The following is a 19,041-nucleotide window of genomic DNA, read 5'->3' as shown; positions in this document are numbered from 1 at the left end:
CCTATTATGGGACGGCCACCCGACCCGGCGCCGGCCCCCCTGCCGCCGAAGCCAATCTGGCGGGACCGGGCGTTCGGGGGCGCCCGTGCGCGGAGCCGCCTCTTACTGCTGCTCGAGGGCTTCGCCACCGCCGGCGGGCAGCACCGGCTCCACCTCGCGGTGCGGACGGGCGATGATGTGGGCCGCGACCAGGCCGTCGCCGACGCGCTCGCAGGCGTCCGCACCGGCTCGAACCGCCGCGTTGACCGCGCCCGTCTCACCGCGCACCAGGACGGTGACGTAACCGCCACCCACGAACTCCCGCCCGATCAGCCGGACTTCCGAGGCCTTGGTCATGGCGTCGGCGGCTTCGATGGCCGGCACCAGACCACGGGTCTCGATCATTCCCAGCGCAATTCCGTAGGTTTCGCTCGCCATGGCTCTTTCTCCTGTGGCTTGAATAAATGTCTGCCCTGCGTCCCTTGCCTAGGGGTGGAATCAGCCGACCTTTTTCCTGGGCTGGGGCGAATCATCCGCCTGCTCGATTTCCCAGTAGTCGATGATCCCGCCGATGGTCAGGTCGGTAAGGACACCAAAATCCCCCGCGGCGTAACGGGCCGCGGAACCTTCTACGACAAAGACCCAGTTGCCGGGGCGGGCCCCGATCGGGTCGACAGCGACCACGCGCTTACCTCGCGCGTCGGTCAACACCCGCAGGCTGGTCTGCTGCAGGCCGTCTATCCGGCGGGTGCAAACCAGTGAGGACTCCACCCGACGGATCTCCATCAGGCGCCCTCTTCCCAGTAATCGATGATCCCGACGATGGTTAGATCGCTCGGGTACTCCTTGCTTCCAGCCGCTTCACGCGCGGCCGAACTGCCCACGCAGATCACCCAGTCGCCGGGGATGCAGCCGATGGCGTCCACCGCCACCAGCTGGGAGCTGCCGTCCAACACCACCTGCAGGTGCCGGTGCTCCAGACCAGCGATGCGGTGGGTGGCGACCAGCGGCTTCTCCACCTGGCAGATCTTCATCAGTGCGTCTCCCCAGTCCCCGTGGGCTCCAGCGAGGAGCCGATCACCTCAAGCGTTCCGTTATTGCCGCAATCGCGGACGGCCATCAGGTTGTGCAGCAGGCCCTGTTCCGCCAGTTGCGGGAAGCGGTTGCGCAGCGCCTCCGCCACCCGCCGGGTGCGGGCCTCCGCCCGCTCTCTGGCCCCCGGCACCTGGCCGTGGTAGTCAAAGCGCAGCACCACCGGGACCGGCAGCCCCCGTGAAACGTTCAGCCCGGAGAAGATTTTGACGCCCACATCCAGGTCGGGCGCGCCCTCCTCCACCGTCTGCAAGTAGGCGAAGTAGGTCAGATTACGCAGCTGGACCTCTTCGAACCCCATGCCGACGCCCATGAAGCGCTCGTTGTGGCCGATATCGCCGTAGCGGCCACCGTGATGGGCCCGCACATAAGCGAGTTGGGCAAAGTTGTTCTCGAGCAGGCCGGCAATGAAACGCCGCATCCCCGACTCGCTGTCACTCGCCACCGCCGCCACCGCCTCGTTGATGCGTTCGCGGGCGGCCTCGGCATCCAACCCCTGGGTGCGATCGAACAGGGCCTCACTCTCCACGAACCGCTCCGGATCGGGATCGCCCTTGGTATCGGGCGGGTGCACCAGGATGGCATCGGTATCGGTATCCAGGCCCACCATCAGGAGATCGATGGACGCCCCGCAGCAGAAGCTGTTCTCGATGGCCTCCTGAAAGTCCTGCAAGCGATCCCGCGCCGCCGCGGCGGCAACTGCCGTATCCGAACCGTGCGCAGCGCAACCTTGGGTCGCCGGCTCCCCCGAGCTGAAGTGGTAAACGGCGAGCTTCAGATAGCGCGTGGGCGCATCCGCCGTACTGGGCACCCCTTCCCGATAGCGATTCAGCTCGGTCTCCACCCAACGCTTGAGGCTAGCCTCCACGTCGAACATGGCACCGGCGAACGACTTGCGCCGGACTAGGCCATGCGGCAGCCGCAGCACGTAGCGGATAACGTGGGCCAGCCGGCCGTCAGAGCAGGGCGAGATATCCACCGCGTGGAAACCGCACTCCTGCAGCCAAGCCTGGAATCGGTCCTTCTCTGCCGGATCCGGAGCCAGCGGCTCGCGCCGATAGAAATCATCGGCATAGGCCCGGTAGGTCTCGAATACGCACCAGGCGTACAGGTACCGGATGTCCAGCTGCTGGATCCAGGCGTTGTCCAGGACCTTTTGCGGCAGTTCGAAGCCCAGCTCGGAGCGGGCCATGCCCTGTGCCCGGTCGACAAATCCGGCCTCGTGCTGCATGGCCGATAACCGCCGCAGGAAAGGCTCGATCCGATCGAAAGCGCCCTTGACCTCGGTCTCGTGGGTCAGCAACCGCTCGTTGTCCCGCGCGGGGACCAAAGCATGGCTGCCGCCACGGCCGCGGCCCGTCCGACCTGCACCCCTCGCCTCGCGCCCTGCGGGCCGTTGACCGTGCTGCTGATGACCGCCGGCCTCCCGGCCCTCCTCGCGCTGGGGGCGAAGCTCCGCCGGGCGACCCATCCGGGCACCCTGGCGCTGCGTCGAAGACCGGCTATGGCGATTTCGGCCTGTGGGCATGGCCCCGCTCCTCGCCTAGCCCCGGGCGCCGCCCGAGTAGGTCACTCCGGCACCCTTCTCGGTGGTGCCGGCACCGCCGGTCACCGGGCTCTCCGGCATGGGCACGTCTTCGTTGCGCTTCTGGGCCCAATCCATAGGCATGGCGGTCCCGGCCTGGCCGCGCCGGCTGGGGTTACGGCGCGCCGCCGTGCCCTCGGTGCCGGTCACACGCTCGCCACGGTCCCAATCGTCGCCGGTGATTGCGGCGCCGACATCCATCCCCTCGCCGGTCACACGGCCCTCCTCCCGCTGGGCCGGAGCCTGCTGCGGGGCGTGGGCGTAGCGTTGGCTGGCAGGCTGAACGGAACCACCGGCGCCCGAACTGCCATGCCGGAAGTCCTCGGTCCCGGTCACCTTGCCCTCGGCCATGCTGAAGGCCCCGGTGATCTGCCCCTGCTCGTAGCTCGTCCCCGTAACACGCGACGAATGGGGTTCCACATCCGAGGCATGGGACGGCGGTTCGACGCTAAAGTCGGTCCACGGCGCCTCACCCAGCGGCTGCGGATAGTCCGGACTGTGCGGCTCAGCCGCCTGCACTGGACAGGCCTCAGCGTACTGGTCACCGCCCACGTAGGGGGTGCCGGTCGGCGTCTGACACGCGCCCTGTTCGGACCCGGTCAGCTTGCCGTTCAGGCCCGGCTGGTCCCCGGTCGCCTGGGAGGCTGGTGTGCCCCTGTCCTGGGGCTGGCGCGCCGCCGCCATCTGGGTCTCCTGAGGGTCGCAGTAACTGCGGTACTGCTCGGCACCGGCGTAAGGGGTCCCGGTGACGGCCTGGCAGGTACCCGGCTCGGCACCGGTCACCCGACCGTTGCGGCCAGTCATGGTGCCGGACACCCGGTGGCCGCCCAGAGTGGCCGATTGGCCGACCTTCTGCTCGCTGGGCCGGCTAGGTTCCGTTCCGCAGAAGTCGCGGTACTGCTCGCGGCCGATGTAATCGTCCCCGGTGACGTCGCGGCAACTTCCCGGCTCGTCACCGGTAACCCGCTCACTGCGGCCCACCTGGTTGCCGCTGATGCTGCCGCTGCCCAGGTTACGGCTGGTGCCGACCTTGTCCGGGGCGGTGTCCTGGCCACGCTGCATGTACTGCGTCCCGGTGATCGCCCGGTCGGCCCCCTGCTCGCCGCCGGTGACCCGCTCCGACTGCCCGGAGAGATCGCCGGTGACACCCAGACCGGCCTGGGTCTGGCCCTGGGACATCACGCTCGGGCCCGGGGCGGGCCGGGTATTGCAGTAGCTCTGGTACTGCTCGGGCGACAGGTACTCGGTTCCGGTGACGTCCTTGCAAGTGCCGGGCTCGTTGCCGGTCACCGACTCGCTGCGGCCTACCTCGCTGCCGGTAACCGACCGCCCGTGGCCGGTCTGGCTGACGCCGATCTTGGACACCGACGGCTCCGGAGTGGTGTGGCAGAACTCCTGGAAGATGTCCGCGCCGAGGTACTCGGTCCCGGTAATCGTCCGGCAGCTGCCGGGCTCCTCGCCGGTGACGTGCTCGGACCAGCCGGTCTGGGTGCCGGTCACCTCCTGGCCGTGACTGGTCTCGCTCGCCCCCACCTTCCAGGGCGCATCGGCGGACCCGCCCTGCTGAGCGGAATGGCTCTTGCGCATCCGGCCGCAGGGCCTGCTGGATCCCGACTTCTCACCGGCACCGCCCTGCTTGGCCCGCTTGTCGCGGACCTTGCGGGCCACCTCGCGGCCGGACAAGTCCGGGTTGGCCTGGCGCGCGGCCTGCGCCGGCGACAGGTTGCCCTGGGTATCGGCGGCCTTGCCGCGATCGGCCTGGGCCCGGCGACGGGCCTTGGCCATGGTGCGCGCGGTGGACTCCTCGGCATGCACCGGGCGGCGGGCCCGGCCATTGGCGCGGGAGCGGTTTCCACGGCCATTACCCTGGCGGTCGGAGCGATCCGATCCGGCCTCGGCAGCCGCCTGCTCGCCATACTGGGGCTGCTCCTGCTCGGCTTGGCTCCCGGACTTGCCGCCGCAGCCGCAATCGCCCTTGGCCTCGGCCTCACCGGTGGTCTGGTCACCGCCGGCGGCCTTGGCCCGGGTACGATCGGTACCGTTGAGCGCGGCCTTGCCGGCCTCGGCCATGGCGCGCCGCCGCTCCTTGGCCGCCTCCTTGCCGGAAGGCGCGGAGCCGCCCGAGCGGGCCGCCCCGGAGCTGTCAGAACCGGCGGTAGCACTGGCGCCGGACTGGGCACCCGAACCCGGGTTGGCACCGCTGCCGGGCTTCTTGTCGGGCATGTCCGCCTTGCCCCGTCCGGCCTGGGCCCGGCGACGGGCGCGGGCGGCTTCCCGGCTGCTTTGCTGTTCAGGGTTGGCCATGATTCACCCCTGACGTCGAATGGATTGAGCTCGCCAAGCGGCGCTTAGCCGCGGGCCTCGTAGACCACGAAGGCCGTCCCCAGGCTCTGGGTGTAGTCGTCGAACCCGACCAGACGGACGTGGTGGTCCGGGTAGGCCCGATGGCAGGCCTCCAGCTCCTGGATGACCTCGTCGAGGTCCTGGGCACCGAACATGGGCAGCTTCCACATGGTCCAGTAGTGGTCGAAGGCCTCGCTGGGGTGCTCGTGCTCGATCGCCGGGGTCCAGCCCTGGGCGATGAGGTAGGCGATCTGGTCGTAGACCTGCTCCTGGGAGAAGGAGGCCAGGAAGCCGAAGGTCTCCATGGTCTGCTTGGTGCGGTAATCCCGCATCTCGTCGGAAATTGCCATGACGGTTTCCTCTCGTTGCGTATGGGTAGTCGAGCGAAAGCGGGAGACTTACTGGGTGTCCAGCTTGTCCACCGTCTCGTACTCGAACTTGATCTCCTCCCAGGTCTCCATGGCGGCAGCCAGCTCCGGGCTCGACTTGGCGGCCTCGGTCAGGATCTCGCGCGCCTCGCGCTCGACATCGCGACCCTGGTTGCGGGCCTCGACGCAGGCCTCGACCGCCACGCGGTTGGCAGCGGCGCCGGCCGCGTTGCCCCAGGGGTGACCCTGCGTGCCGCCGCCGAACTGCAGCACCGAATCATCACCGAAGATGGTCACCAGCGAAGGCATGTGCCACACGTGGATGCCGCCGGAGGCCACGGCGAAGACGCCCGGCATGGAGCCCCAGTCCTGATCGAAGAACACGCCGCGGGAGCGGTCCTCGGGCACGAAGGCCTCGCGCATCTGGTCCACGAAGCCAAGCGTGGAGGCGCGGTCGCCCTCGAGCTTGCCCACAACGGTACCCGCGTGCAGGTGGTCGCCGCCGGACAGGCGCAGGCACTTGGCCAGCACGCGGAAGTGGATGCCGTGCTTGGGATGGCGGTCGAGGACGGCGTGCATGGCGCGGTGAACGTGCATGAGCATGCCGTTCTTTCGGCACCACTTGGCCAGCCCGGTGTTGGCGGTGAAGCCGCCGGTCAGGTAGTCGTGCATGATGATCGGCATGCCCAGCTCCTTGGCGAACTCGGCACGCTCGTACATCTGCTCCGGGTCCGGGGCGGTCACGTTCAGGTAGTGGCCCTTGCGCTCGCCGGTCTTGGCCTGGGCCTTCTGAACTGCCTCGGCGACGAACTCGTAGCGGTCGTGCCAGCGCATGAAGGGCTGGCTGTTGACGTTCTCGTCGTCCTTGGTGAAGTCCAGGCCGCCGCGCAGGCTCTCGTATACCGCGCGGCCGTAGTTCTTGGCGGACAGGCCGAGCTTGGGCTTGATGGTGGCGCCGAGTAGGGGGCGGCCGTACTTGTCCATCTTGTCGCGCTCGACCTGGATGCCGAAGGGCGGGCCTTGGCAGGTCTTGATGTAGGCGATGGGGAAGCGCAGATCCTCCAGGCGCAGGGCCTGAATAGCCTTGAAGCCGAACACGTTGCCCACCAGCGAGGTGAGCACGTTGGTGATCGACCCCTCCTCGAACAGGTCGATGGGGTAGGCGATGAAGGCGTAGAAGGCCTCGTCGTCGCCGGGCACGTCCTCGATGCGGTAGGCGCGACCCTTGTAGTATTCGATGTCGGTCAGCAGGTCCGACCAGACGGTGGTCCAGGTGCCGGTCGAGGACTCGGCCGCCACGGCCGCCGCCGCCTCCTCCCGCGGCACACCGGCCTGCGGGGTGACCTTGAAACAGGCGAGCAGGTCGGTGTCGAGCGGGACGTAATCCGGGGTCCAGTACATCTGGGCGTAATCCTTGACCCCAGCGTCGTAGGTTTTGCTTGCCATGGGAGAACTCCTCGCTTGCCACGGATGGGATGCCAAACGAGAAATTAACCGATGAACAAGAATAGATGCAATCGATTGCATCGATGAAATCCATAGAAAAAACCAGAAAATGGCTTTTTTCCATGAGTTACGGGTAGTTGGGCACAGCGCCGGGAAGGGCCGGGAAGGGTTGCCGGCGCCCCGCCGCGAGGGGCTGAGCGGGGGAGCGCAAGGGGCGCCGGCGAGCGGCCGGTCCCGGGGGACCCGCCGGCGGGAAGGGGGAGTCAGTCGCCGTGGTCCGAGCCTTGGGCTGGCGGGGCCACGAGGGGCTCCCAGGAAACCCGCGAGGCGCGGGCAGGCAGGAACGCCTCCATGAGCTCGTCCATCTCCTCGGCCACGTTGGCCCCTTCCTTCACCATGAAGTCCAGGAAGGACTGGGCGATGACCGACAGCTTCTTGCCGCGGGGGTAGACCGCGTACCAGTAGCGGTCGATCGGGAAGCCCTGGACGTCGAGCACCCCGACCGGCCCGTCGGCCCTCTCAAGAGTCAGGCTATGCAGGGAAAGCACCGAAATGCCTAGGCCGCTGGCAACGGCGTGCTTGATCGCCTCGTTGCTGCTCAGCTCCATGATCATGTTGGGGTGCAGCCCCGCCGCATCGAAGATCCGCTCGGTAACCTGGCGGATCCCGGAGCCGGGCTCGCGCCCGATGAACGGCTCCTCCACCAGCCGCTCGAGGGGGATCTCGGTCTCGCTGTGCAGCGGGTGCCCGTGCGGCGCCATCACCACCAGCGGATTGGGCGCGATGGGCACCGCCTCGATGTCGAGCTCCTCCACCGGCTTCTGGCCCATGATGTATATGTCGTCCTCGTTGATCGCCAGCCGCTCCAGGACGCGCTCCCGGTTGGAGACCTTCAGCGACACCTCAATGCCCGGGTACTTCTGCTTGAAGTGGCCGAGCACATGCGGCGCGAAGTACTTGGCCGTGGTCACCACGGCCATCTTCAGGCTGCCGCGCTTCAGCCCCTCCATGTCCGCCACCCGCATCTCCAGCCGGTCCAGGCTGTCGAAGATCTCCAGGCAGGCCTCGTAGAGCTCCTGGCCGACCTCGGTCAGGTGCACCTGGCGGCCGATCTGCTCGAACAACGGCATGCCCACGGCGTCCGCCAATTTCTTCACCTGCATGGAGGCGGTGGGCTGGGTCAGGTAAAGCTCCTCGGCAGCCCGGGTGACGCTCCGATTGCGGGCTAAGGCCTCGAAGATCTTGAGCTGGCGCAGCGTGACCCGCCGTGCGAGGTCCTTTCCGGCTCCCGACATCGATTATTACCTATGCGAACAATAGAAAGAAGGAATTTTATTTATACCTTACCCTGCCCAAAATACTTAACCGTAAAGGTCGGGATTGCAAGCGTTGTGTGAACCCGGCGCGGAAATATTCCCCAAAGCGGGCGCCCGCCGGTTGCCCAGGCAGTCCGGGAGTTCGGGGCCCGCGAGGAAGCGGCTGACCATGTCTCTAACGGATTTGAACCATATGCTTGCCCATGCCTACCACCACGGCTATGCGGTGGGCGCCTTCGCGGTACATGACCTGGAATCCCTGAGCGGCGTCATGGCGGCCGCCGAGGCCTCGCGGGCCCCGGTCCTGCTTACTCCCGACACGGCCGATGAGAGCCATTGGGAAATGCTGTTGCCCGCCATGGAAGCCGCCGCCCGCCGGGCTCTGGTTCCGGTGGCGATCCAGATGGCGGTGACCGCCGACCCCGAGGTTACCGCGCGCGCCATCCGGCTCGGTTGCAACGGGGTCCGGCTGACCACCAGGGAGGACTCGTTCCCCCGCAGCGTGCAGCAGGTCCAGGCAGCCGCCGCCCTCGCCCGCGACTGCGGCGTAGCCAGCGAGGCAGCCCCGAGCCCGGACACCGTCAGCACCCCCGCTGAGGCCAAAGGCTTCGTCGAGCGCAGCGGCGTGGCCGGGCTGCGCTTGGACCTGGGCCCGGTGCAAAGCGAGACCAACGGCAGCCGCAAGGGGCGCGTGGACTACAGCCGCCTTAAGCAGGTCCACCAGTCCCTGGGCATCCCACTGTCAGTGGACGCCGGCAACGACCTCACCGAGGACCAGTACCGCCGCCTGATCCGCCACGGCGTGGCCGCCATCGGCTACCGGATCCGGCTGGCGGAGGTAGCCGGGGAGCGCATCCGGGATAACTGCAGCACGGACGCCGATGCCATGGCGGGTATCAGCGACGCGGTCGCCGCCGAGGCCGAGCAGCACATGCGCAGCTGGGGCTCGGCCGGGCGCGCCGCCGAGGTGCTGGCCCAATGCGCCCCATGGCAGCCCGCCGAGCAGCTCCTGCTGTGCAACTTTGGGGAGGCCACGGAAGGCGATATGGAGACCATCCTGGCCCGGGGCGAAGAGCTCCTGGGGGGGATCCCTGGGGTGCGGGAGGCGGTCGGTGGGGCCGTGGTGGCCGAGGACGCGAGCTATCGCTATGCCTGGCGCGTACGGCTTTGCCACCCCCAGGCCCTTGCCAGCTTCGAGGCCCACCCCGACCGCGCCGCCTTCGCTAACGGCAGGCTACACCCCGAAGCCCAGGGCTGCCTAAGCATCCCGTACCGGCACCTTGGCGGCGGACCTGCCACGAGTCAGCCGGTGCCGGCAACGCCCGCGGAAACCCCGACCGGCAAGGTTCCCCCTTTAGACAACAGCAATCAGAGGGATCTGGCATGACCATGACCGTTTCGGCGACCCGCACGCCCCGGACCCGCTCTCTCGCCACCACCGGGGCCGCGTCATGAGTGTGCTGGTGGTGGCCAACGCCGACCGACCTTTGACCCGCATCTGCCAAGTGGTGGGCCACTTCCTGGCCTATCGGGGGCGACAAGCCCCCAACCGGGAGGCCGAGGCCCTGCTGGGGATTTGGCGGGACCCAGCGCCCCTGGCCACAGTCACCGCGCTGGGCCAAGCCACCTTGTCGCATGGGGCCACGGAGCCGCTGGTGCATGAGAGCTTCGGCCACGAGGACGAGTGGTACGTTTGCTGGCTTGCCACCGATCTGGGTCCCCAGGGAGAGATCGAGACCCTGGGCGGGCTGGTGAACCTCCTCCTTGAGGAGAGGAAGGAACAGGACGCCGACCCGGCTGGGTCCCTCTCGCCCTGCTTCGCCCACACCACCCCCGACCAGGACATAAGGGCGCAATTGGAGCGCCTGGGCACGCGCTTCCCCAATCTCCTGAGCCGGGCGGTCACCCAGGAGCCCGCCACCGGGCGCTTGCTTCCGCAACCTGACCTGCCGGCCGTCCCCAACGGCTAGGACCCAGCTAGCCGCGCGCCGGACCATGATTCCCTGCTCCAGCAGGGACCTCCAAACCGGGGCCATGGCCCGCCGCCCGCGGCGCCTGGGCTGCTGACGCCTGGAACCGGCCCTGCAGCCGGATTAGGCTCTATTGCTCGGCGCCCTCGTCAGGATCGTCCGTTGCGGTCAAGTAGCCCTCCGCGCTCAGTTAGTTTCACAGAAGGGGACCGCCACGCCCTCCCCCAGGTCGCAGCCATGGCGCAGATGGAGCGATCCAAGGTAGACCCTGAAACCTGCGGCCGCGGGGCTTCCGGCGGTGCCGCCGCGGCCGTTGGGGACCAACCCGATCAGCACCGATGAGGCGGGCATGCCTGGGCTGGTCCCCCAGGCCCGGGTGAACTGCTCATTGGTCGCCCCCTGAAAAAGGCCTCCTCGCTCAACGCCCCCGACTCGGTTTTCAAACCGTTGGCAGCACCGATCTCCCACTTGGAGATGGAGTAATGGGTGATGATGCTTCAGTCGGCTTCGGTGTCGGTGAGGACCAGCGCTGCCCGCCCGGCAATGGGGATCCAGGTGGTCATGCGCTGCAGCTAGCGGGGCCGGAACGGCTCCGCCATCAGCTCCCCGGCGGACTGCCCCTGATCGCCGGAGAAGGCGTCGTAGGCGGAAAGCAAGGCGGTGTCGGTGGCTACGGTGCCCAGGAGCTCGCTGCAGTAGGTGGTGCCGTTGTAGCGCAGGACACAAGCGCCGGTTCCTAGCGGCTCTGGACACTCTGGCCCAGACCGGGCATCACCAGGCTGGCCAGGCCGGACCAGGGATGGACCTCGGCGGACGCGGGCAAAGGCTGCCCCACTGCTCCCATCAGCAGAGCAATAGCGCAACCCCGGCTCACCGGGACCCTTGCTTGCTTTTTTCCGTCACCGGCTCCCCGCCCGCCCGCGCCGGAGTACCCTTAAGCCCCGTTTGACCGACTGCCAACGACTCTGCCGCCCAGCCGCCATCCCTTTCATCGGGACGCCGGCCGGTGGTGGCGAGCACTTCCGCCTCACCGCGCTTCCCGGCCAGCCCGTCAGCGCCTTGCGGCCTATCCCACCCGGGGTCGGATCGCGGGCTTCGGGCAAGGAAAGGCCCGCCAGCCCGGCCTGGCTCGGCGGCCAACGGGCTAAAAGACCGGACCACGGGGCCAAAGAGGCCGGAACGCCACAGCGGTGTGGCGGATGCCCCCTTAGCCTAGCCATCATAATCCGCGCTGCCCAACGCCTTCCCTGGTAAAGTAGGTCCTCCACGTCCGCTAGCAGGGCCCGGGCCATGCCTCACAAGCACGCCGTAGCCATCCTGTTCGGCATCATCATCGGAGTCCTCGCTGGGGCCGTCATCGGCTGGATCGGGGGGACACCGGTGCATGCGGTGGCCTGGATAGGCACCGTCTTCCTCAACGCCCTGCAGATGCTGGTCATCCCCCTGGTCCTAGCCGCAGTCATCAGCGGCGTCCTGAGCGCGGGCGACATCCGCCACTTCGGCACCGTGGGCGGCTGGACGGTGGCCTATTACCTGGTCACCACCGGCATCGCTGTCTTCATCGGCCTGGTCATGGTCAACCTGGTCCAGCCCGGGGTGGGCGTGGACATGGCAGGAGCCACCGAAGTGCCCGAGACCATCGCCGGCGGCGAGGGCGCCGGCGCCACCGACTTCATCAACGCTGTCCTGCCCCCCAACCTGGTGGCGGCCGCCGCCGAGACCAAGCTGCTGCCACTGATCGTGTTCGCCCTGGCCTTCGGCGTGGCCCTGGTGGCCGTGGGCGAGCCCGGCCGGCCTGTGGCCCAGTTCTTCACCGGGTTCAACGAGGCCATCATGAAGCTGGTCATCTGGCTCATGTACATGGCACCGCTGGGCATCCTGGGCTTGGTGGCCGGGCGGCTGGGGGAGGCTGGTGGCGGCGACGCCCTGATTCAGCAGGTATCGGCGGTGGGCTGGCACGTGGTCACGGTGGTCGCGGGGCTGGCCCTGCACTTCCTGGTGCTGTTCGTCATCTTGCGGCTGGTGACCGGACGGGGCCTGCAGTATCTGGTGACCATGCTGCGCGCCGTGCTCACCGCCCTGGCCACCGCTAGCTCCTCCGGGACCCTGCCCCTGACCATGGAGGGCGTCCGCGAGAACCGCGTCGGCGCCTCGGCCCGGCGCATCGTGCTGCCGCTCGGGGCCACCGTGAACATGGACGGCACCGCCCTGTACGAGGCCTGCGCCGTGCTGTTCATCGCTCAGGCCTATGGACTGGACCTGACCCTGGCCCAGCAGGGCATCGTGTTCGTAACCGCCACCCTGGCGGCCATCGGGGCCGCCGGCATCCCCGAGGCAGGCCTAGTGACCATGGTGATCGTGCTCAACGCCGTGGGCTTGCCGCTGGAGGGCATCGGCCTGCTGCTGGCGGTGGACTGGCTGCTGGATCGCTTCCGCACCGCCACCAACGTCTGGGGCGATGCCGTAGGGGCCGCGGTGGTGGACAATTTCCTGCAGCGCCAGGGTGGGAAAGCTCCACTCGGCTAAATCGGCCTCGCCATGGCCGAAACGGGGAGAGCCGGAACAAAGACCTAATCAACCTCCCTGGTGAGACCGTGTGGCCTTTCCGGACCCCGAGTAAGCCTTCCCCTTTCGGCACTGTCTCCGCTCCGTCGGGGAACCTTCCTTCCCCTTGCCCTGCCCTCGCTCAAGCCACCCTCTCGCTGCCCCCAACGCCTCCCCTTACGGCGGACAAACGCGGTCTTTGCTACCCCCTACACGGCTTGCGGAAGCCTGACCCGCAGGCCCCATGGCTGGGCTACTGCCATGCCATCAACCGCTATCCCATCGGCTTTTGGCAATCGGCTCCATTCGTTTTATCGATTTTTGTCTAATCCACCCCCTTCGTAGACTAATTCCCAATCGCCCTGAAACCGCACCCCCGCTCCGGTAAGGGGGCGCGACGCCAGCGAACCGTAGGATCCGGCATGCCTGCCGCCGGCTCAGGTCAGCGGGGGGCTTCCATGGCGCACAACGGGGTTTGATGCAGGCTTATGGAAGGGCTCATCGCAGTAGTAGCGGCGCTGCCGCTCATATCAGCCGCCCTGATCCAATTGCTCGCCGCCCCTCTGGGCCGGGGCGGTGGGCGACTGAGCGTCGCTTTCGCAAGCGTGACCTTCGGACTCGCCGCCGCCGCACTCGGCCTTGCCCTGAGCGGCCTGGGACCCGAGGCAGTCTCCCTCGGCCCCGCCTGGGGCATGCTACTTTTCGATCCCCTGAGCACCTTGATGGCCATGGTGGTCGCCGGGATCAGCCTGATCGTGCACGTCTATTCCCTGCGCTACATGGCCGACGAAGCGGGCTACCTGCGCTTCTTCGTGCTGCTGGATCTGATGACGGCGGCCTTGTTGGTCATGGTCGCCGCCGGCGATCTCGTCACCCTATTGGTGGCCTGGCATCTGATCGGTGTGCTGCTTTACTTCCTGCTCGGCCAGGACACCCGAAGCCCATCCGCTTACCGCTACGCCTTCTGGACCCTGATCACCTACCGCATCGGGGATCTGCCGCTGGTCCTGGCGGCGGTTCTCCTGTATCAGGCCTACGGCACCTGGTCGTTGCCGGCGATCTTCGAAGCCATGGCGGCCAATCCGGGCGTTCACAGCTATTTAGGCTTGCCGCTAGCGGAGGTAGTGGGCTGGCTGGTGGCGCTTGCGGCCTTCGCGCGCTCGGCGCAGTTCCTGCTGCACACTTGGCTGCCCTACACCATGGATGGTCCCACCCCCGTGTCGGCGCTGATGCACGCGGGCATCGTCAACGCCGGTGGCTTTCTCATCAATCGCTTCGCCCCGGTGTTCGTGCACACCCAAGGCGTGCTGCACATGGTCTTCGTGGTGGGCCTGATTACCGCCGTGATCGGTTCGGCGCTGATGCTCACGCAGAACGACATCAAGAAGTCGCTCGGCTACTCCACCATGGGCCAGATGGGCTTCATGATCATGGAGTGCGGCGTCGGCGCCTTCTCCCTGGCGATCTTCCATCTGATCGCCCACGGCCTATTCAAGGGCACGCTGTTCCTTGGCGCAGGCAGCGTCATCAATGCCGCCCGCCAGCAGGACGGCGCCCCCAAGGACGACCTCTACACCTTCATCGTGGAGCGCCGCCCGGCCCGCACCCGTCTGCCCTGGCTATTGATGGCCGGCATCACGCTGGCCGTTCCGGTATCGATTCTGGTCCTGGCGCATCTGATGGTCTCCCAGGACTATTTCCAGAAGCAGGGAGCCATCGTGCTCCTGTTCTTCGGCTGGGTAACCGGCGCCCAGCTGCTGTTCGCCACCCATCGCATGGGTACCGAGAATCTGGGGCGATTGGTCGGCTTGAGCATCCTGTCCTTCGCGGTGGTGGTGGTCGGCTACTCCCTGATCAGCCACGCCTTCGATCTGTTCCTGTATCCGGATGAGGCGTTCAGGGCGCAGATCTTCTACGCTGCGGAGCTCAACCTGTTCTGGTTCGATCTCCTCGTCGGCCTGATCACCCTCCTGATCGTGCTCGGCTGGGGGCTCGCCTATTACGCCGAGCAGAACGGCCAGCACCAGCACCTGCCCGCCGGCCGGGTTTGGATGAGCTTCTACGCCCTGGTTTCCCGCGAGTTCTATCTGCCCGATCTGTTTACCCGCCTAGCCCGCGGGCTTCTGGCCGCCGCCGGCCGGCTCAACGTCTGGATGAGGTGGGTCTGACATGGCCATGGCGACCTACCTGCTAGCCGCTGTTTTCCTGCCCCTGTTCCCGTTCAGCGCGGTCTTCAACGCCCTGTTCGCCGGCGCGCAGCACAGCCTCTTGCGCTTCGGCCTCCTCTTGGCCTGGCCCCAGATCGGGCTGGCCCTGCTCCAGACAGCCCCCGGACCCCGTCCGGACTGGCTGCCGCCGCTAGCCCTGGCGACCGCTGCCCTCTACGCTTTCCGGGGCCTCGCCGCCCGGGAGCTTGGCCAGTGGACGGCCTACCTCGCTACTTCCCTGTGGGCCCTGCTTTGGCTCGCCGGTCCCGGCGGCTTGGCCGGCGTAGCCACCCAATGGCACGCCTTGGGCATGAGCGGCCCTCTAGCCTTGCTGGCCCTGCTCGGGGGCGGACTGGAGCGGCGTTTCGGCGGGGTCTACACGGGCCTGTACATCGGCTTGGGGCAAAGCCTGCCGCGCCTATCGGGTGTTTTCGTGACCACGGCGATGGCCAGCGTGGCGCTGCCGTTATTTCCCGCCTTTTTCACCATGCTGGCGCTGCTAATGACGGGTGCGCCCGCCGTGAGCCTCGCCCTACTCGCGACCTGGCTCCTCTGGAGCTGGGCGAGTGCGCGCCTGGTGCAGGGACTGGTCGTCGGCTCGGCCGATCCGGACGCGGCCGCCTACCGGGTTTCTGATCTAAGCTCGCTCACCGCTTGGGCTTATGCCGCCGCGCTGATCGCGCTCACCGTCGGCGGCGTCTTCCTGTCAGGAGACCTGCTATGAGTCTCTCCCTGGGCGAAAAGCTGAAGATCCGCGCCACCGTCTACGTTTCTGGCGAGCCCATTCCCTTTTTTTGGCCGATGCGCTCGTTCATTCACCACAACCCGCTACACGGTCTGGAGCACCTGCCGTTCCCGGAGGCCGTGGCACGGGGCGAGAAGCTATTTGACGCCCGCGGCTTTCTGCCCCGGCACCGCTACCAGCGCTATCTCGCCGAAGGCGAGGTGGACCGGGATCAGCTCGCATCCGAGGTAGGAGACTTCGCCGCCGAGCGCGATGCCATTCCGGGTATCGATCTGCCAAGCTGGCTCCTGGCCCTGCTTACCCATGTCGAGCATCCCATGCAGGTGAGGCGGACCCTGGCCGGGGCTGAGGATGTCCGGGCCTGCCTGATTGGTTCCAAGGCTGCGCCTGGCACCGTTCCCGACCCGGCCACCCTTGCCGATGGCCTGCGTACCTCCCTGCTGGACGAGCGTCCGGTTTACGAGGCGGTTGACGCGCTCTATGGCACGGGGATTGGCGAGGAGCTGGACGAGCTGGTCATCAAGAGCTGCCTCGATTTCTTCGACGAAGGCCAGTCCTCCTGGGCCATGCCGGGGCGTGAGCAGGGGTTTTTCGCCGCCTGGCGGGGGATCGCCATGCGCAACGGCCGCCTTTTGCTGCGCGGCCTGCGCATCCCGCGCATCCTGGCCGAAGCCAGCGTCCCCGAAGAGGTTATCGCCCACGTCATGCGCCTCTTGGAGGTGCCCGAATGGCAATGGCCGGGCTATTTCACCCGGGAGCTCGCCCGTCTACACGGGTGGTCCGGCTTCATCCGGTGGCGCTCGCACACCAAGCACTACCACTGGAGCCAGCAATATCCCGGCGATCTGGTAGATCTGCTCGCGGTGCGCCTCACCCTCGCGCTGGCTCTGTTGACCGAGCGCAAGCGCAACGGCATGGCCACCACCGTTAGTGCCCTCAAAGAGGCGATCGAGAACCGCCCTCAAGAGACCTACCTCCGGCACGAGCTCCACAGCGGGGCCATCCTGCCGTCCCATGCCCTGGCCGTGGAAAAGGCGCTAGCCCGCGGCAAGCCGAAACGGATCCAGCGCATCTTTGCCGACTATGAACGCGCCAAGCGGGACCGCGAGGCCCACCAGCAGGCCGAGCGGCTGCGGGAATTGGCCGCTCAGGCGGAAGGCGAGGCCGCCTTGGAGGAGCTCTCCGGGGACGCCCTGGGAAGTTTGCTGGCTACCCTGGATGGGTTCGAACGCCGCGAGGGCATGATCTGGCTGCGCGCCATGGAAGCCCGGGCCACGAAACGGCTGATCCAGACCGTCAACCGGACACCACCGGCACCGAGAGAGAAACGCCCCTTTGCCCAGGCGCTGTTCTGCATCGACACCCGCTCGGAACGCATTCGGCGTCACCTGGAGGGCGCGGGCGACTATCAGACCTACGGCATCGCGGGCTTTTTCGGAGTGCCGCTGAGCTTCATGGAGCTAGGCAAGGGCAGCGAGACCCACCTGTGTCCGGTGCTGATCACCCCCAAGAATCTGGTTCTGGAGATGCCCGTCTCGGGTCCCCAGGACATGACGGCGGTCACTGCACTGGAAAAGGCGCTGAAGGAGCTCAAGAACTCCGTGCTGAGCTCCTTCGTCACGGTGGAGGCCATCGGCCTGCTGTTCGGCCTGGACATGGTCGGCAAGACCCTGATTCCCCGCCAGTACAACCGCTGGCGCCAGCACCTGCAGGAGCACAAGCCTGCCACCCACCTGATGCTGGACAAGCTGAGCCGCGAGCAGGCCGATTCCATCGTGCGCACCGTCCAGCGGGCCGTGATCAGCAATGCGGTGGAGCAGGAATGGCACCTGTCTGCCGAGCGCATCACCGATGCCATGGTGCGCGAGCTGCGTGAGGCCGCCCTGGGCAGGCAGCAGGGGGCGCCCGAGCTAACCGAGGCACTCGGCATGGAAGCCGGGGACGAGTCGGCTTTTATCCAGCGCCTGCGCGCGGTCTACCGCATCGACCCCGCCTTCGCCCAGCTGCAGATGGAGCGGTTAGGACGCATCGGCTTCACCCTCGACGAGCAGGTCGGCTTCGTCGACAAGGCGCTGCGCTCCATCGGTCTGACCGAAGGGTTCTCCCGGTTCGTCCTGCTCGTCGGCCACGGCAGCACCTCCGAGAACAATCCCTACGAATCGGCCCTCGACTGCGGCGCCTGCGGCGGCAATCACGGAGTGGTGAACGCCCGGGTTTTGGCCCAGATGGCCAATAAGGCCGAAATTCGTGACAAGCTCCGCGAGCAGGGCATCGACATTCCCCATGACGCGTGGTTCGCGGCCGCCCTGCACGACACGACCACCGATGAGCTGCGCCTTTTCCAACCCGACCAGATGCCGGCCTCGCATGCCGTCTATGTCGATCGGCTGCACAACGGCCTGGCCGCCGCCTCGCGCCGGTGCGCGCGGGAGCGTATGCCCACGCTGAAAATACCGGCCGTTGAGGGCGAGCCCCGCCACGCCTATCGCGAGGCGCAGCGCAACGCCGTTGACTGGTCCCAGGTACGCCCCGAATGGGGCCTGTCCCGCAACGCCTATTTCATCATCGGCCGGCGTGCACTGACCCGGGAGCTTTCCCTGGAAGGCCGCGCCTTCCTGCACTCCTACGACTACCGCATCGATTCCAAGCGCCGTCTGCTGGAGACCATACTGACCGGACCGCTGGTGGTGGGCCAGTGGATCAATATGGAGCACTACTTCTCCACCGTGGATAACCAGCACTTCGGCAGCGGCAGCAAGGTTTACCACAACGTCGCCGGGCGGTTCGGGGTGATGACGGGCAATCTTAGCGATCTGCGCACGGGCCTGCCTTCCCAAACGGTGCTCGCCCAAGGCGAGCCCTATCACCAGCCACTGCGCCTGATTACCGTGATCGAGGCACCGCTGGCGGACGCTCAGGCGGCGGTGGCCAACGTCGTCACCGTCAAGCAGCTCGTCCGGGGCGGCTGGATCCGGCTGTTGGTCATCGACCCCGAGACCGATACGGTGACCACCTTTGACGACGATCAATGGCTGCCCCAGCCGTTAGTAGCGAGCCAGCCAACCTCTGAGGAGGCGGATGCGTTATGCAAAACCTTAACCTGAGCTCGCTGAAGAAGCTCGAGATCATCCTTGGCGGCGAATACCAGAGCTTTGCCACCGACCTGCTCGACCGGGCGGGCGTCAAAGGTTACACCATCGTCCACAATCTCTCCGGCAAGGGCAGTCACGGCTTCCGCGAAGGCCATTTGATGTTCAACGAGGACGATGTGCTGATTATGGTCATTGCCGCCGTCCCGGAGGACATGGTGGAGCCCATCCTGGAAGGGTTCGAGCCCTTCTTTAACAAACACTCTGGCGTGGTGTTCGTCTCGGACATTCAGGTGTCGCGGCTGGTCAAGTTCAGCGATCAGGGCTAACCGTGCGGGCGACACCTTTGCCGGGAGA

General features: G+C 67.1%; 16 protein-coding genes. 8 read left to right on the top strand and 8 right to left on the bottom strand.

The features are described from left to right. Positions 1–102: 102 nt before the first annotated feature. The 8 genes from V5A19_RS04380 to V5A19_RS04345 form a co-directional block, all read right to left on the bottom strand. Positions 103–417 (bottom strand): BMC domain-containing protein, encoded by a 315-nt coding sequence (locus tag V5A19_RS04380; RefSeq protein WP_332318758.1) that lies wholly within the window; start codon positions 415–417, stop codon positions 103–105. A gap of 60 nt (positions 418–477) precedes the next feature. Then, positions 478–765: a carboxysome peptide B gene (locus V5A19_RS04375; RefSeq protein WP_332318759.1), complete on the bottom strand. Its 288-nt coding sequence runs from the start codon at positions 763–765 to the stop codon at positions 478–480. Then, entirely contained in the window at positions 765–1,013 is a 249-nt protein-coding gene (locus tag V5A19_RS04370; protein WP_332318760.1) for a carboxysome peptide A, read from the bottom strand. The genes V5A19_RS04375 and V5A19_RS04370 overlap by 1 nt, the downstream gene beginning before the upstream one ends. Continuing rightward, entirely contained in the window at positions 1,013–2,542 is a 1,530-nt protein-coding gene (locus tag V5A19_RS04365) for a carboxysome shell carbonic anhydrase (RefSeq protein ID WP_332318761.1), read from the bottom strand. The genes V5A19_RS04370 and V5A19_RS04365 overlap by 1 nt, the downstream gene beginning before the upstream one ends. Positions 2,543–2,614: 72 nt before the next feature. Beyond that, complete coding sequence (locus tag V5A19_RS04360; RefSeq protein WP_332327717.1) at positions 2,615–4,960, bottom strand: CsoS2 family carboxysome shell protein; 2,346 nt, start codon at positions 4,958–4,960, stop codon at positions 2,615–2,617. A 44-nt stretch (positions 4,961–5,004) separates the two neighbouring features. Beyond that, entirely contained in the window at positions 5,005–5,349 is a 345-nt protein-coding gene (locus tag V5A19_RS04355) for a ribulose bisphosphate carboxylase small subunit (protein WP_332318965.1), read from the bottom strand. A 48-nt stretch (positions 5,350–5,397) separates the two neighbouring features. Further along, positions 5,398–6,813: a form I ribulose bisphosphate carboxylase large subunit gene (locus V5A19_RS04350; RefSeq protein ID WP_332318966.1), complete on the bottom strand. Its 1,416-nt coding sequence runs from the start codon at positions 6,811–6,813 to the stop codon at positions 5,398–5,400. A 263-nt stretch (positions 6,814–7,076) separates the two neighbouring features. Beyond that, positions 7,077–8,108, bottom strand: a complete 1,032-nt coding sequence (locus tag V5A19_RS04345; protein WP_332318967.1) for a LysR family transcriptional regulator — start codon at positions 8,106–8,108, stop codon at positions 7,077–7,079. Positions 8,109–8,298: 190 nt separating this feature from the next. Between V5A19_RS04345 and V5A19_RS04340 the strand changes: the two genes are divergently transcribed. From V5A19_RS04340 to V5A19_RS04305, 8 genes are all read left to right on the top strand, one after another. After that, positions 8,299–9,516, top strand: coding sequence for a class II fructose-bisphosphate aldolase (locus tag V5A19_RS04340; protein WP_332318968.1), 1,218 nt, complete (start codon positions 8,299–8,301; stop codon positions 9,514–9,516). A gap of 64 nt (positions 9,517–9,580) precedes the next feature. After that, on the top strand, positions 9,581–10,099 hold the full coding sequence (locus V5A19_RS04335) for a hypothetical protein (RefSeq protein WP_332318969.1): 519 nt from the start codon (positions 9,581–9,583) through the stop codon (positions 10,097–10,099). Between the two features lie 482 nt (positions 10,100–10,581). Further along, on the top strand, positions 10,582–10,839 hold the full coding sequence (locus V5A19_RS04330; protein WP_332318970.1) for a hypothetical protein: 258 nt from the start codon (positions 10,582–10,584) through the stop codon (positions 10,837–10,839). A 550-nt stretch (positions 10,840–11,389) separates the two neighbouring features. Beyond that, positions 11,390–12,625 (top strand): dicarboxylate/amino acid:cation symporter, encoded by a 1,236-nt coding sequence (locus tag V5A19_RS04325; RefSeq protein WP_332318971.1) that lies wholly within the window; start codon positions 11,390–11,392, stop codon positions 12,623–12,625. Positions 12,626–13,131: 506 nt separating this feature from the next. After that, a complete protein-coding gene (locus V5A19_RS04320; protein WP_332318972.1) occupies positions 13,132–14,811 on the top strand; it encodes an NADH-quinone oxidoreductase subunit 5 family protein in 1,680 nt (559 codons plus the stop codon). Between the two features lies 1 nt (position 14,812). After that, a complete protein-coding gene (locus V5A19_RS04315; protein ID WP_332318973.1) occupies positions 14,813–15,574 on the top strand; it encodes a hypothetical protein in 762 nt (253 codons plus the stop codon). After that, entirely contained in the window at positions 15,571–18,699 is a 3,129-nt protein-coding gene (locus V5A19_RS04310) for a DUF2309 domain-containing protein (RefSeq protein WP_332318974.1), read from the top strand. Before V5A19_RS04315 ends, V5A19_RS04310 begins: the two co-directional genes overlap by 4 nt. Next, positions 18,681–19,013, top strand: a complete 333-nt coding sequence (locus tag V5A19_RS04305; RefSeq protein ID WP_332318975.1) for a P-II family nitrogen regulator — start codon at positions 18,681–18,683, stop codon at positions 19,011–19,013. The genes V5A19_RS04310 and V5A19_RS04305 overlap by 19 nt, the downstream gene beginning before the upstream one ends. Positions 19,014–19,041 lie beyond the last annotated feature (28 nt).

Origin of the sequence: Thiohalorhabdus sp. (assembly GCF_036628635.1) — a bacterium.
Lineage (GTDB): Bacteria > Pseudomonadota > Gammaproteobacteria > Thiohalorhabdales > Thiohalorhabdaceae > Thiohalorhabdus.
The sequence above is the reverse complement of the archived record's forward strand: the minus strand, read 5'-3'. Positions and strand labels throughout refer to the sequence as shown.